The organism is Ottowia flava, assembly GCF_008017535.1.
In the GTDB taxonomy this organism is placed as follows: Bacteria; Pseudomonadota; Gammaproteobacteria; order Burkholderiales; family Burkholderiaceae_C; genus Ottowia; species Ottowia flava.
The window spans coordinates 66,482-80,400 of sequence record NZ_VRUA01000018.1; the positions used below are offsets into that span (position 1 = coordinate 66,482).

The following is a 13,919-nucleotide window of genomic DNA, read 5'->3' on the forward strand; positions in this document are numbered from 1 at the left end:
TCTTCGTACGGCACTTCGACGCCGCAACGAGAGAGGACGGCACCGCATGAAACTTTGGCAAGACCTGTTTGGCACCGACTACGGCTTGATGAGCATCGCCGGCATCGCCTTCATGATCCTGATGGCATTCTGGTACGTGCGCTTTTTCATCCGCAAGATGAACCAGAAGCCTGGCACCGAGTGAATCCACGCGCATCTGATTCTGAAAGCTTTTCTGGCCGCCAGCCTATATGGGTATTGCTCGGCCAGCTACTTTTTCAATAGCAAATCCCAAGCCAGCCGGAGCACCGTCAGCTGACCGGGGCGCCGCTCGAGCGCGCCTCGGCTTCCTGCAGCAGGCGCCACATCACTTTGCCGGAGCCGCTCTTGGGCAGCGCGTCCGCCAACTGCACCACGCGCGGCACCTTGTAAACGGCCATGTTTTCGCGGCACCAGTCGATGATCTGCTGGTCGGTCACCAAATCGCGGTGGGTGGGCCGCAACACCACCACGGCCTTGACCGACTCACCGCGGTAGCTGTCCTGCGTGGCGATCACGCAGGCCTCGGCGATGGCGGGGTGGCGGTACATCAGCGCCTCGACTTCCGCCGGCCAGACCTTGAAGCCGCTGGCGTTGATCATCCGCTTGAGGCGATCCGTGATGAAGAAGTAGCCGTCTTCGTCCACCCGACCCAGATCGCCCGAGCGGAAGAAGCGCTTGCGATCGAGTTCGAAGAACGCCGCCTCGGTGGCGTCCGGCCGCTTCCAGTAGCCCTGGAACACCTGCGGGCCGTGAATGACGATCTCCCCCTGCTCGCCGACGCCCACCTCCTGCAGCGTCTCCGGATCGACCACGCGCGCGTCGGTGCTGACGAAAGGAATGCCCAGGCACTGCTGCTTAGGGTGATCCAGCGGGTTCTGGTGCGACGGTGCGGCGGTCTCCGTCAGGCCATAGCCCTCGGCGTAGCGCAGGCCGTAGGTGTCCTGCAGGCGCTGCGCCACAGCGGCCGGCATGGCGGCGCCGCCGCCGCTGGTCGCCACCAGACTGTCCAGGTCGTACTGGTCGAAGCGCGGGCTGGCCAGCAGGTCGATCCACATCGTGGGGATGTTGGTGAAATTGGTGATGCGCCAGCGCGAGATCAGGCGCCCCGCCAGGTCGCGGTCCCAGCGCGGCATGACGATCATCGTCGCGGCCGAATACACGGCCGCGTGCATCACCGCCGTCATGCCGGTGATGTGGAACATCGGCACGACGACCAGGGCAATGGTTTCGCCGGTGACGCCGCCCCACAGCGAGCACGCGACCGCGTTGTGCATGATCGACGCGTGCGTGTGCATGCAGCCTTTGGGCAGGCCGGTAGTACCACTCGTGTACGGCAGAACCGACAGGTCGCCGGGCCCCGCGCTGCTCGGTGACAGCGGCGCGTCGGTCGCCAGCGCGTCCGCCCAGGTGTGCACGGCCCCTCCGTCCAGCGTCGGCAGCGGATGGCGCGTCAGCAGCCAGTCGTGCCAGGCCTCGGGCGGCGCGTCTTCACCCCGTACATCGGCGTCGAACGCATCGGTGAATTGCGTCACCAGCAAATGGTGCAGGCGCTTGGCCTCGGGCAATGCATTGCTTGCGCTGGCCAGTTCACCTGCCAGATCGCCCGTGGTGATGGCGACACGCGCGTCCGGGTCGGTGATGTAGTGCTTAAGCTCCTCGGCCCGGTTCATGGGGTTGACCGGCACGACCACCGCATCGGCGCGCAGGATGGCGAAGTGCGCCGCTATCAGCTGAGGCGTGTTCTGCATGTCGAGCAGCACGCGGTCGCCCTTGCGCACCCCGATCAATTGGAGCCACGCGGCCAGGCGCTCGGCCGAGGCCTTGAGTTGGGCATAAGTCTGCACACGCCCAAAAAACACCGTGGCCGCCCGATCAGGGTACCGCATGGCGCTCACGGCCAGGTTTTCCCAGAGGGACGTGGCCGGCGGCGTGATCGCATGGGGCAAGCGGGCGGGCCAGAACCTGAAATGGGCACGTTCGGTCATCGCTGAGCGTCTCCAGGGGATAGCGGTGAACGCATCCTAGCCGCCGCTGGCGCCATCGAACATGGGGATTTGTCGCACCGGCGACGGGGTAGTCGCGGAGCTTGGCCGCACCGTCGCTTTGATCTACCAGCGCGGTGGCGGCCCTTAGACACCCCGTCGACGAACGTGCGGCCAGCGGTAGACACTTACCGGCGCGTCGATGTCCGCCAGACACGCATCCGGCGACACGGTTCCGTAGCGCTCATCGCAAGCGCGCGCCGTGGGCTCGTGCGGCAGCTTGCGTCCACTCGCCAGAGTCAGTCCGCTGATCGAATCACCCAAGCTGGCATCGTCCGCATACCGAGTAACGTGATCGGCTTGGGGTGGACTGGGCCCGCGCGGCGTCGGCCCAAGGTCACAAAAAAATGGGCCGCTGAAAGCGTGCCCAACGCGCTCAGATCGCGCTGTCGTCTTCCTCGCCGGTGCGGATGCGCACGACGCGCTCGACCGGGGTGACGAAGATCTTGCCGTCGCCGATCTTGCCGGTGCGCGCGGCCTTGATGATGGCGTCCACGCAGCGTTCCACGTCGCCATCGGGCATGACGACCTCGATCTTCACCTTGGGCAGGAAGTCGACCACGTATTCGGCGCCGCGGTACAGCTCGGTGTGGCCTTTCTGGCGGCCGAAGCCCTTGACTTCGGTCACTGTCAGGCCCGTGACGCCCACTTCCGCCAGCGCTTCACGCACCTCCTCGAGCTTGAACGGCTTGATGACGGCAGTGATTTGTTTCATGAAAGCTCCAGAAGATCGAATGGGATGGGTTCCAGCGGCTGGGGAAGAGCGACACGCTCGCGTTCAGCCCTTGAACCGGTTGGTAATAGGATAACGCCAGTCCTTGCCAAAACTGCGATGGGTCACGCGCGTGCCCACGGCCGCCTGCTGGCGCTTGTATTCGTTGATGCGGATCAGGCGCGCCACCTGCTCAACGTCGGCCGGGGCGAAGCCCTCGGCGATCAGGTCGGCCACGCTCAGGTCGTTTTCCATGTAGCGCGTGATGATCGCGTCCAGCACCTCGTAGGGCGGCAGGCTGTCCTGGTCGGTCTGGTCCGGGCGCAGTTCGGCCGAGGGCGGGCGGGTGATGATGCGCTCGGGGATCGGGTTGCTGCCCGTTTTGAACGGGTCGTGCGCATTGCGCCAGCGGCACAGCTCGAACACCTTGGTCTTGAGCACGTCCTTGATCGGCGCGAAGCCGCCGCACATGTCGCCGTACAGCGTGCAGTAGCCCACCGCGTACTCGCTCTTGTTGCCCGTGGTCAGGATCAGGTGGCCGTGCTTGTTGGACAGCGCCATCAGCATCACGCCGCGGATGCGCGCCTGGATGTTCTCTTCGGTCGTGTCTTCCGGCTTGCCACCAAACAGCGGCTGCAGCGACGCCTTGAAGGCCTCGAACTCCGGCACGATCGACAGCACGTCGTAGCGCACACCCACGCGCCGCGCCATGTCCTGCGCGTCTTCCAGGCTGATGCCGGCCGTGTAGGGGCTGGGCATCATCACCGCGTGCACGTTGTCTTTGCCCAGCGCGTCCACCGCCAGCGCCAACACCAGCGCCGAGTCGATGCCGCCCGACAGCCCCAGCGCCACCGTCTTGAAGCCGTTCTTGTGCACGTAGTCGCGCAGGCCCAGCACCAGCGCGTCCCACAAATCGGCGTTGTCGTCGCGTGCGGGGGCCGTTTCCGCTCTCAATTCCAGAGCTGCCTGCGCACGCTCCACCTCGACGTAGAACAGTTTTTCCTCAAAACTGGGCGCGCGTCCAACCAGCTGCGCATCGGCGCCGATGGCGAACGACTGCCCTTCAAACACCACCTCGTCCTGGCTGCCGACCAGGTGCGCGTACACCAGCGGCAGGCCGCAGCGCTGCACGCGCTCGATCATCATGGCTTCGCGCTCGTAACCCTTGCCGACGTGGAAGGGCGACGCGTTGATCACCGCCAGCAGCTCGGCGCCGGCCTCCTTGGCCAGCTCGGCCGGCTCGTCGAACCAGGCGTCTTCGCAGATCAGCAGGCCCACACTCACGCCTTCAACCTGGAACACGCAGGTGCCCTGCCCCGGCACGAAGTAGCGGCGCTCGTCGAACACCTGGTAGTTGGGCAGCAGGCGCTTGGCGTAGGTTTCGATCACGCGCCCGTCCTGGATCACGCTGGCCGAATTGGTGCGCTGGCTGGTCGAGACGCTCTTGCCCTGCTGGCCGCGCCCGACCGGGTGGCCGACCACGATGGCCATGCCGCTCAACCCCGCGGTCTCGCGGGCAATCGTTTTCACGGCATCATCGCAGGCCGCAATGAACGACGGGCGCAGGTACAGGTCTTCGGCGATGTACGCACAGATCGACAGCTCCGGCGTCAGCAGCAGGCGTGCGCCGGCGGCGTACGCGGTGCGCGCCGCGTCGATGATCTTCTGCGCGTTGCCGGGCATGTCGCCGACGACGAAGTTCAGCTGGGCGACGGCAATCTTGAGGCTCATGGACAGTGTCTGAAATCGAAATCGGCAAGCATGGTAACGCGCTGCGGTGGCAGGTGGCGGGCGACCCCTCCGCCATCGACCCCGCTGCCTGGGACGCGCTGCTGGCCCGCCAGCGCACCCCCACCCCCTTCATGCGCCATGCCTACCTGGCGGCGCTGCACAGCAGCGGCAGCGCGGTGCCGGGCACCGGCTGGTCGCCGCGCTTCCTGCTGCTGTGGGATGGCGACGAACTGGCCGCCGCCTGCCCGATGTACGTCAAGGCGCATTCCTACGGCGAATACGTCTTTGACTGGGCCTGGGCCAACGCCTACGCCGAGCACGGGCTGCGCTACTACCCCAAGGCGCTGGTGGCCGTGCCTTTCACGCCCGTGCCGGGTTCGCGCCTGCTGGCGCGGGACGCCGCCGCGCGCGCGGCGCTCCTGCAGGCGTTGATCGCCTATTGCCGCGAGCACCAGCTGTCGTCTCTGCATGTGCTGTACGGCGACGAAGACGATCTGGCGGCCTGCGACGCCGCCGGCTTGATGCAGCGCGAGCAGATCCAGTTCCATTGGAAGAACGAGAAGCCCGCGCCGGACGGCGTGCCCGCCCAGCCGCTCCAGCCCTTCACCAGCTTCGACGACTTCCTTGCCTCTCTCTCACAGGACAAGCGCAAGAAGATCCGGCAGGAACGCAAGCGCGTGGCCGACGCGGGCGTGCGCTTTCGCTGGGCGCGCGGCGCCGACATCGCGGCCGAAGACTGGGCCTTCTTCTACCGCTGCTACGAGCGCACCTACCTGGAACACGGCAACGCGCCCTACCTCACGCCGGCCTTCTTCGCGCGCATGGCGACCGAGATGGCAGAGGACTGGGTGCTGTTCGTGGCGGAGCACGAAGGCGACCCGATTGCTTGCAGTTTGATAGCTGTCCGCGCAGGTGGCTGTAGGGCTGGCGACCAAAATGGCTTGGAATCTCCGCCGCCTGTCGCCTACGGCCGTTACTGGGGCGCGCTGGCGCGGGTCGACCGGTTGCACTTCGAAGCCTGCTACTACCAGCCCATCGAATGGTGCATCGCGCACGGCGTGGTACGGTTCGAGGGCGGCGCGCAGGGCGAACACAAGATGGCCCGCGCGCTGATGCCGGTCAGCACGCCCAGCGCGCACTGGCTGGCGCACCCGGCGTTTGCCGACGCGGTGGAGCGCTTTCTGGAGCGCGAGTCCGAAGGTATCGGACACTACGTGGAGCATCTGGAGCGCCGCTCGCCATTTCGCCGCTGAAGGTGGCGCCGGCGGCGTACCGATGCCGCCGACGCAAAACACCCAACAACCCTGCAAGGAGGACCGCATGGAAGTTCAACTCAACGGCTACTACACGATGATTCTGGCCACCCTGGTGCTGCTGCTCGGGCGCTACCTCGTGGTCAAGGTCAAGTTCCTGGCGGACTTCAACATTCCCGAGCCGGTGGCGGGCGGGCTGGTGGCCGGCATCATCGTGTACGTGCTCAACCTGGCCTTCGGGCTGACGTTCAAGTTCCAGGGTGAGTTGCAGACGGCTTTCATGCTGATGTTCTTCTCGTCGATCGGCCTGAGCGCCGATTTCGCGCGCCTGAAGGCTGGCGGCAAACCGCTGGCGATCTTCCTGGTGGTCGTGGCCGCCTTCATCGTGGTGCAGGACGTGGTGGGCGTGAGTCTGGCCGCCGTGCTGGGGCTGGACCCGCTGATCGGCCTGGTCGCGGGCTCGATCACCCTGACCGGCGGCCACGGCACGGCGGGCGCCTGGGGGCCGGTGCTGGAAAGCCGCTACGGCATCACCGGCGCCACCACACTGGGCATTGCCACCGCCACGTTCGGGCTGGTGGCCGGTGGCCTGATCGGCGGGCCGGTGGCCAAGTACCTGATCAAGAAGATGGGCCACCAGAAACTGCCCCCGCCCACGCACCAGACGCAGGCCGAAGCCGTGGCGGCCGCGCAGTCGCTCTACAGCACGCGCCACGCCGAAGGCACCGATCAGCCCGACAACGCCATGTTCGACAAGCCGGACGAGATCCGCCTGATCACGGCCTCATCCACCATCGAGACGCTGGCGCTGTTTGCCGCCTGCATGGCCTTTGCCGGGCTGATGACAACGGCGACGAAGGGCACAGCCATCGAACTGCCCACCTTCGTCTGGGCGCTGGGCGGCGGCGTGATCATCCGCAACGTGCTCACGCATTTCTTCCGCTTCGACATGTTCGACCGCGCGATCGACGTGTTCGGCAACGCCTCGCTGTCGCTGTTCTTGGCGATGGCGCTGTTGTCGCTGCGGCTGTGGGAGCTGACCGACCTGGCGCTGCCCGTGATGGTGATCCTGGCCGCGCAGGTCGTGGTGATGATGGCGTATGCGAGCTGGGTCACCTTCAAGGTGATGGGCAGCAACTACGACGCGGCCGTGCTGGCGGCCGGTCACTGCGGCTTCGGCATGGGCGCCACGCCAACGGCCATCGCCAACATGCAGGCCATCACCGACCGCTACGGCCCGTCGTACAAGGCCTTCCTCATCGTGCCAATGGTGGGCGCGTTCTTCGTCGATCTGGTCAACGCCGCGGTGTTGCAGTTGTTCACGCAGCTGCCGTTCTTGCGGTAGTTCAGCCGGTCAGTCTATCCAGTGGCTAGTTGGGTGCCCTTTGCGCGGCCAGCCAAGATAAACGGCGCCGGTCAACCCGAAAAAGGGTCGGCGGCGCCGAGGTGTCCGGCAGGGGGCGAAGCGCGCTAAGCGAGCGCTGCGCTCACTCGCGGTCGTGACGCGCCGCGCGCGCATGGCGACGCTGTTGTTTGCTGCCTTTGCGGGGCGCTTCGTACACGACCTGCGCCGTTTTCAGGTCGTAGTAGCGGTCCAGTTCGTCGCCGCAGCGAGGATCGGCGATGCCGAACACCATGGTCGCGCCCTGACCGTAGGCGTAGGGCACCGTCTGATGCAACTGGTAGGACATGTCGACCGGCGGCGTCGAGCTTTCCGACAGCACATTCCCCTTGGGCCCGAGCACGGTGTAGCAGGCGGCTTGCGCGCCGGCGGCCAGGATCAGGATGGTGAGGAAGGTGACGGTCTTTTTCATGGTGTGGTTCTGCAACAACTTGTATGCACTTCGCCCGAGTCTGCCCGTCCCGGCTGGCTTGTCAAGCGGACGGCGCCGTCAGGTCCCGCTCCAGCGGACAAGCGGCGCACGGATGTCGCGCGCGCCCCACGCTGCGGCACCACGCCTCGCTGAGAAGAAAGCGGCCGCGCGTACAGGCGCTATCGCCCGTGCGGGGCCCGGCCAATCCGCCAGTCTCACAGCCTGCAGGCTTCAAGCCGAAGGCGCAGACCCGAAATGCTCGGCCAGCCGCCGCGCCACGGTCGCTTCCAGTGCCTGGCGTTCGCTGCTGCCGTGGCCGCCCAGCGTCTGGCTCACCACGCCGCGCTCCCAGCCGGGGTGGCCGCGCGCCGGGCCCAGGGCTTGCACGACGTCCTGCAAGCCATCGTCAACGTGGGCATCGTCCACACGCAGCTTGTCCACGGCGGCGTGGCCGCGCTGTTCCAGCGCGCGGGCCAGGTCGAGCAGGTGGTCGGCCAACACCAGCAGCACCGGGTCTTCCACCGTCAGCTCCTGCACGCCGTTCAGGCGGTTTTCCAGCTTGCGCCACAGAGGCCGCCAGCCGCCCGAGGCGGCGCCGCCCAGCGTGGCGCCCAGCGTGGTGGCCGCACCGAGCGACAGGCCGGCCATGGCGACGTCGGCCACGGCGCCGATGCCGGCGCCGATCATGGCGCCCAGGCCCAGGCGCTTGCCAGCGGCCATCAGCAGGTCGGGGTTGAACAAATCGTCCTCCCAGCGGCCGGTCAGCTGGGGCAATTCGTTCAATTCGGCATCGCTGGCGCGAAAAGCGAACACGGCCAGCAAATCGTCGACCGCCCGGCGCGCATGGCGCCGCACGTCGTCCTGGAAGGCGCGCACAAAGGCCTTCTGGCGCGATTCGTCGGCAAATTCCTCGGCCGGCAGGGCGCGGCGCATGGCGGCCACGTCGATCAATGCACTGGCGACCACGCGGCAGGCGGCCAGTCGGCGTTCGCGCGCCTGCTGCGCCAGAGCGTCGACGATGCCGTTCAGCTGCGCTCGGCGCACCGGCAGCAGCGTGGCCAAGTCGCTGTACAGCTGCTGTTCCGAGCCGTTGAAGGGTGCGACCACGTCGAATTCAACCCGCGCGTGCAGGCCCGCTTCCAGCAGCATCTGGTGCCACTCATCGCGCCGGCTGTTCAGGTAGCGCACAAAGTTCAGCACCGGCATGACGGGCTTGGCGCACCAGGTCAGGATCTCGATCTCGGCGCGGAACTTGGGCAGCACCGGCTCGCGCGTGTCGATGACGACCATGGCGGCGTCGGCCTCGCCGATCAGCGCGCGCAGGACTTTGGCCTCTTGCTCGAAGCTGGCGCGCGCCTCGGGCCCGGCCAGGAAGGCGCGCACCTTGGCCGGGCGCGATTCGCCGTCCAACTGCTGCAAATACTCCAGCAGCGCGACCGAATCCTCCAGCCCCGGGGTGTCGATGAAGCGCACGGCTTCGCGCCCGTCGATGCGCAGGTCGATCGTCTCGGCGTGGCGCGTGGTGCCGGGGCGGTCAGACACCTCGCCAAAGTCCACGTTGCGCGTCAGCGTGCGCAGCAGCGAAGTCTTGCCGGCGTTGGTGTGGCCGACGATGGCGATGCGCAGGGGGTCTTGGCTCATGTCTTGGCCGCCTCGCTGGCGGGCGTGGGGCGCTCGGACGCTATCCATTCGGTAGCTTCCTGCGCAGATGGTTGTAGGGCTACCGCCTCAAAACCTTCAGAATTCAACCATTGACGCCAACGCTGCAGGCCGGCGCTGTCCGCCGCACCGTCGCTGTCACCCAAGGCGAGCAGCGCGGTGCGACCGGCGGGCCGTGCCGCCTCGCGCACGAAGCGGGCCGTTCCGCGGTCGGGGCTGCTGCTGGCGTGCACCACGATCAGCAGCGACGCTGGGCGCGTGGCCGCCAGTTGCGCCAGCGCGTCCTGCCGTTCGCGCGCGCTGCCCGCCAGGCGCAGTGGCACGGCGGAGCCCGCCGGCGTAGCCGGCAAACCGGGCACGGGCCAGGGCTGTTCGGGCGGCAATTCGAAGCCGATCACCGCCAGCGAGCCCGGCGCGCCGGGCGGGCCGAGCACCGGCGCGGTGGTGCCGGGCGCGTCGGCGCGCTGTTCGGGGTCGATCACCTGCGGCGGCGGCTCCAGCGCGTCCAGCCGCTGCACGATGCGGCGCACGTACGGGTCGGCCATGTCGACCTGCGCCTGCCGGCGCGTGCCGGCACGCCAACGCGCCAGGCTCAGCGCAGCCAGCAGCGCGCGCGGCAACAGCCCGTACAGCAGCACGCAGCCCATCAGCCACCACGCCCAGTCGCTCTGCGCACCGCCGCCGGCCGCGGCCTGGCCGCCCACCGTGCCCATGCGCGCCACGGCGCTGGCGTCCGGCACGGGGAAACCCAGCAGGTGCGGCAGCGCGCCGGTCACCTGCACAAAGCGTTCAAAAAAGGCGGGGCTGAGGATGGTGGTCTCCCACGTCAGCTGGTAGGCGTGGAAGGCAAAGCCGAACGCCAACACCACCAGCATCAGCCCAAACGCCAGCGTCCAGATGCCGTGGCTGATGGCGCCGGTCAGCCACACCAGCAGGCGTTGGCGCGACAGCAGCGCCGTGGCCGACTGCAGCAGCGCCAGCGCGTGCGGCCCGCGGTCGATTGGCAGCCGCGCGGTCAACCACAAGGCCATCCGCCCCAGCGACCAGCCTCCGCCCTGCCCGCCAGACAGCAGCAGGCTGGCCAGCCAGAAGAACAGCGTCACGAAATGCAGCCCCAGCAGGCTGACGAACGCCGCCACCGCGTTGATGCTGCGCCCCTCGCCCACCACGGCGCGCGCCGTGCCCAGGCTGGCGAATGCGACCAGCGCGGCCAGCACCAGCAGCACGCCCCAACCCACCGGCCGCCAGCGCGCCAGCTCGGTCGGCAGGCCCAGCCGCTCGCCCAGCAGCCAAGCGCGCTGCAGCACCTGCGCCGCGCGCCCGCGCCGGGCGTGAAAGGCCTGCTGCAATTCAGAAGCATCGTCCAGCGGGCCGGCCGCTTCGATGCGCTGCACCGCGTCCATCACCAGCGCGCTGGCCAGCGGGCTGGCGGGCAGGTCAGCGGCGGGCGCGGCCACGGCCGAAGCCATGTCGGCACGCGCGCTGGCGGGTGGGGTCGAGGTCGTCGGGGCAGATCGCATGGTCAATCGGCGGGATTATCCCCGGCCGGCTGCGGCACTCAGGCGCCCGCGCTTTGCTATTCCATTAATAGCTGGTTGCGCCGATGGTTGTAGGGCTGGAGAGCGATTTTTCTCCAAGCCTCCGTTTCAACCGATTCCTCGGCTCTTCAGCCCTCGCCCCGGTCTTTGGCCGCCAACTCAACAAACTGCCCGCGCAACGCATCCAGTTCGGCTTCGTCCAGGTCTTCCAGTACCAGCATGCGGTTGCGCGCCGCGTCCACGGCGCGGATCAGCTCGTCCAGCTTGATCTGCAGCAGCGCCTCGGTTTCGGTGTTCTGGCTGCCCTGGATCAGGAACACCATCAGAAAGGTGACGATGGTGGTGCCGGTATTGATCACCAGCTGCCAGGTCTCGCTGAAGTGAAAGAAGGGGCCCGTGACGGCCCAGATGAGCACCAGCGCGCAGGCCAACACGAAGCTGCCCGAATGGCCGGCGATGCGTGACACCTTGCGCGACACGCGCGCAAAGCGCGAACGGGGGTGGGAAACGGTTGGAGAAATGGCCATGTGACGCCTCCATGCCGCTGGCGCCATCGCTTGCGACCTTGCGCGGCGGCGCCAGAGAAAAAGCCCGCACGGGGCGGGCTGCGTAGCGATTCGGTCAGTTTGCGGGCGTCCAGCGCTGGGGGCGCGCGGCAGCGCCCAACTGCCGCCAAGCGCTTACCAGGTGTACTTATTGGCGGTTTCCCAGTCCTTCACCTGCTGCTCGGCGATGTCGCGCTCAATGCCTTCGCGCTCCTGCAGGCGGCCGACCAGTTGCTCACGCTGACCATTGATCACGTCCAGATCGTCGTCGGTGAGTTTGCCCCACTGCTCTTTGACCTTGCCTTTGAATTGCGTCCAGTTGCCTTTGATAGTGTCACCGTTCATGAGAAATCTCCTAGAAAGTTGAGTAGAGGTACGGAAGTTGCGCGCCGCGTCAGGGTTGCTTGTTGGGCTGCTGGCCTTGCCCGGGCTGTTGCTGACCCTGACCGGGCTTCTGGTTGGGGTTCTGCTGTTGCTGCTGCCCGGGGCTGGGCTGCTGGCCCGGCTGCTGCTGGGGGTTCTGGTTGGGGTTTTGATTGGCCATGGTGGTCTCCTGACTGCGAAGCAAGATGGCTTCAACGCCACCGTACCGCCATGCCCCCGGGTGGTCCGTAGTCACGGACTGGGGCGCCCTGTAGGACCAGACCCCCCATATAAGGGATAGACAAAAAACCATACTTTATGGCTGAAAAGCCATCGCCACACATGCCTGGTGCGCCGCGTCCTACAGCCGCGGGTATACGTCCTGACTAGATTCAAGGCACCACAACCAAACAAGGAGCCATCCCATGCTGACCTGGGCCATCATCTTCGCCGTGATCGCGGTCGTCGCCGGCGTGTTGGGCTTTGGCGGCGTCGCGTCAGGCGCCGCGGGAATCGCCAAGACTCTGTTCTTCCTGTTCATTGCCATTGCGGTGGTGCTCTTCATTCTGTCGGTGTTGGGCATTGGCGCCGTGGCGCTGTAGACCCCGCAAAGTGCAGCGAAGGGGCTCGCATGCCCCTGCTGTTCGGACGACGCGCCGCGCTTGCTGACGAAGCACCTCACTGGCAAGCGATGGCCGGCCCCACGGCGCTCGGCTCACGCTTCACCGCATTCGGCCCTTGTCTTGACCTGATCAGCGCCCGTGGCGCCGCGCTGCTACCCTCGGCGCCATGTCTTCTTTGCCAGCCCGGTCCTTGATGCCCGGCACGCTCTGGGCTTGGTTGAACGGCCAGCCCGCGCTGCTGCTGATCCTCACCACCCTGATCTGGGGCAGCAACGCCGTCGCTGCGCGGCTCGCCGTGGGGCAGGTGTCGCCCATGATGCTGACCACCGCGCGCTGGTCCGTCGCTTGCGTGGCACTGTGGTTCGTGGCGCGCCGCCAGGTTGCCGCCGCCTGGCCGCAGTTGCGCCCGTGCTGGCTGTACCTCGCGCTGATGGGCGTGGCCGGCTTCACCGGCTTCAATGCGCTGTACTACACCGCGGCGCACCACACCAGCGCCGTCAACCTGACCATCATCCAGGGCGTGGTGCCGGTGCTGGTGCTGCTGGGCGGCGCTGTGGTGCTGCGCCTGCGCGTAGGCTGGCTGCAGGCGCTGGGCGTGGCGCTGACGCTGGCCGGCGTGGCCACCGTGGCCGCGCGCGGCCAGTGGTCGGTGCTGGCGACCATGGACTTCAACGCGGGCGACCTGGCGGTGCTGCTGGCGTCGCTGCTGTACGCCGGCTACACCCTGGGCCTGCGCGCCAAGCCGCCGGTGCCGCCGCTGGTGTTCTTTGCCGCCGTGGCGGGCGTGGCCGCGCTGGCCTCGCTGCCGCTGCTGGCGTGGGAAGTGGCCGCCGGCCAGTTCTTCTGGCCGACGTGGCAGGGCTGGCTGATCATTCTGTACGTCGGCCTGCTGCCCTCGTTCGTGTCGCAGATCACCTTCATCCGCGCGGTCGAACTCATCGGCCCGGCCCGCGCCGGTGTGTTCTACAACCTGACGCCCGTGTTCGGCCCAGCGCTGGCCGTGCTGCTGCTGGGCGAGCCGCTGCACGCCTACCACGTCGCCGCGCTGGCGATGGTGCTGGGCGGCATCTGGGTGGCTGAAAGGCTGGGCAAGCCGCGCGGCTAAGGCTGACGTACCCCAAAAGTCCTGCGGAAGGCGCTTGCGTCGGCACTGCCTGTGCGCAGCGGTCACGGCCCACACAACCGACCATAGCTATCGTTTAAATAGCTGGCTGCGCAATTGCTTGTAGGGCTGACGGCCGATTTTATGGTCAGTGGTTACAGCAGAGTTTTGACGCCACCCACCATGCGTCCACGGCACCCTGAGCTGTACACCCAGCCTCATGCCCGAGGGCGAGACGCGGTCTGCACCGCCGCACCTGCCGATGGCTACGTGCTGGCGGGGTTCACCGGCTGCACCCGCAACGGCACCGCCAACACTTGCACGCTCCCCGACGTGCGCACCCCCGCCACGGTGTCGGCCACTGTCGTGCCCGTGCCCGCGCCCGTCCCGTCGCTGGGCAGCGGGGCGCTGACGCTGCTGGGCCTGGGCGCGGCCGGGCTAGGTGTCGTTTCCCAAGAGGTTGTTCACCCGAGGTGAAGCAAGATGGAGTTCTCAAGCCAAACCAGCTGCTTCAGC

The 13,919-nt window shown here is 67.3% G+C and carries 15 protein-coding genes; 6 read left to right on the plus strand and 9 right to left on the minus strand.

All coding sequences use genetic code 11. The features are described from left to right. Window positions 1-46 precede the first annotated feature (46 nt). Entirely contained in the window at window positions 47-184 is a 138-nt protein-coding gene (locus tag FVQ98_RS15830; protein WP_147914419.1) for a DUF3149 domain-containing protein, read from the plus strand. Between the two features lie 106 nt (window positions 185-290). Here the strand turns inward: FVQ98_RS15830 and FVQ98_RS15835 are convergent, their stop codons facing one another. The 3 genes from FVQ98_RS15835 to FVQ98_RS15845 form a co-directional block, all read right to left on the minus strand. After that, window positions 291-2,006, minus strand: coding sequence for a long-chain fatty acid--CoA ligase (locus FVQ98_RS15835; protein ID WP_147914420.1), 1,716 nt, complete (start codon window positions 2,004-2,006; stop codon window positions 291-293). Between the two features lie 433 nt (window positions 2,007-2,439). Further along, window positions 2,440-2,778, minus strand: a complete 339-nt coding sequence (locus tag FVQ98_RS15840; RefSeq protein WP_147914421.1) for a P-II family nitrogen regulator — start codon at window positions 2,776-2,778, stop codon at window positions 2,440-2,442. Between the two features lie 63 nt (window positions 2,779-2,841). Beyond that, complete coding sequence (locus tag FVQ98_RS15845; RefSeq protein ID WP_147914422.1) at window positions 2,842-4,506, minus strand: NAD+ synthase; 1,665 nt, start codon at window positions 4,504-4,506, stop codon at window positions 2,842-2,844. 14 nt (window positions 4,507-4,520) lie between these two features. Between FVQ98_RS15845 and FVQ98_RS15850 the strand changes: the two genes are divergently transcribed. Together FVQ98_RS15850 and gltS are read left to right on the plus strand one after the other, a co-directional pair. Then, the gene (locus tag FVQ98_RS15850) at window positions 4,521-5,759 is read left to right on the plus strand and encodes a GNAT family N-acetyltransferase (RefSeq protein ID WP_255507821.1); all 1,239 of its coding nucleotides are present in this window, start codon (window positions 4,521-4,523) and stop codon (window positions 5,757-5,759) included. A gap of 67 nt (window positions 5,760-5,826) precedes the next feature. Continuing rightward, window positions 5,827-7,104 carry a sodium/glutamate symporter gene (gltS, locus tag FVQ98_RS15855; RefSeq protein WP_147914424.1) on the plus strand — a complete coding sequence of 426 codons (1,278 nt, stop codon included), beginning with the start codon at window positions 5,827-5,829 and terminating at the stop codon, window positions 7,102-7,104. A gap of 142 nt (window positions 7,105-7,246) precedes the next feature. Here gltS and FVQ98_RS15860 read toward each other — a convergent pair whose 3' ends face one another. From FVQ98_RS15860 to FVQ98_RS19750, 6 genes are all read right to left on the minus strand, one after another. Further along, entirely contained in the window at window positions 7,247-7,573 is a 327-nt protein-coding gene (locus FVQ98_RS15860) for a hypothetical protein (protein WP_147914425.1), read from the minus strand. Between the two features lie 231 nt (window positions 7,574-7,804). Continuing rightward, on the minus strand, window positions 7,805-9,214 hold the full coding sequence (locus FVQ98_RS15865; RefSeq protein WP_147914426.1) for a GTPase/DUF3482 domain-containing protein: 1,410 nt from the start codon (window positions 9,212-9,214) through the stop codon (window positions 7,805-7,807). Next, complete coding sequence (locus FVQ98_RS15870; RefSeq protein ID WP_147914427.1) at window positions 9,211-10,752, minus strand: DUF2868 domain-containing protein; 1,542 nt, start codon at window positions 10,750-10,752, stop codon at window positions 9,211-9,213. Before FVQ98_RS15870 ends, FVQ98_RS15865 begins: the two co-directional genes overlap by 4 nt. 146 nt (window positions 10,753-10,898) lie before the next feature. Further along, window positions 10,899-11,297 carry a low affinity iron permease family protein gene (locus FVQ98_RS15875; RefSeq protein ID WP_147914428.1) on the minus strand — a complete coding sequence of 133 codons (399 nt, stop codon included), beginning with the start codon at window positions 11,295-11,297 and terminating at the stop codon, window positions 10,899-10,901. 153 nt (window positions 11,298-11,450) lie between these two features. Further along, window positions 11,451-11,660 carry a CsbD family protein gene (locus FVQ98_RS15880; RefSeq protein WP_147914429.1) on the minus strand — a complete coding sequence of 70 codons (210 nt, stop codon included), beginning with the start codon at window positions 11,658-11,660 and terminating at the stop codon, window positions 11,451-11,453. Between the two features lie 49 nt (window positions 11,661-11,709). After that, a complete protein-coding gene (locus FVQ98_RS19750) occupies window positions 11,710-11,859 on the minus strand; it encodes a hypothetical protein (protein ID WP_187265763.1) in 150 nt (49 codons plus the stop codon). A 244-nt stretch (window positions 11,860-12,103) separates the two neighbouring features. Between FVQ98_RS19750 and FVQ98_RS15885 the strand changes: the two genes are divergently transcribed. The 3 genes from FVQ98_RS15885 to FVQ98_RS15895 all read left to right on the plus strand — a co-directional run bounded on the left by FVQ98_RS15885 (window position 12,104) and on the right by FVQ98_RS15895 (window position 13,880). Beyond that, the gene (locus FVQ98_RS15885; protein ID WP_147914430.1) at window positions 12,104-12,280 is read left to right on the plus strand and encodes a DUF1328 domain-containing protein; all 177 of its coding nucleotides are present in this window, start codon (window positions 12,104-12,106) and stop codon (window positions 12,278-12,280) included. A gap of 187 nt (window positions 12,281-12,467) precedes the next feature. Further along, window positions 12,468-13,406, plus strand: a complete 939-nt coding sequence (locus FVQ98_RS15890; protein WP_255507819.1) for a DMT family transporter — start codon at window positions 12,468-12,470, stop codon at window positions 13,404-13,406. Window positions 13,407-13,586: 180 nt separating this feature from the next. Next, window positions 13,587-13,880, plus strand: a complete 294-nt coding sequence (locus FVQ98_RS15895) for a hypothetical protein (RefSeq protein WP_147914431.1) — start codon at window positions 13,587-13,589, stop codon at window positions 13,878-13,880. Window positions 13,881-13,919: the final 39 nt, after the last annotated feature.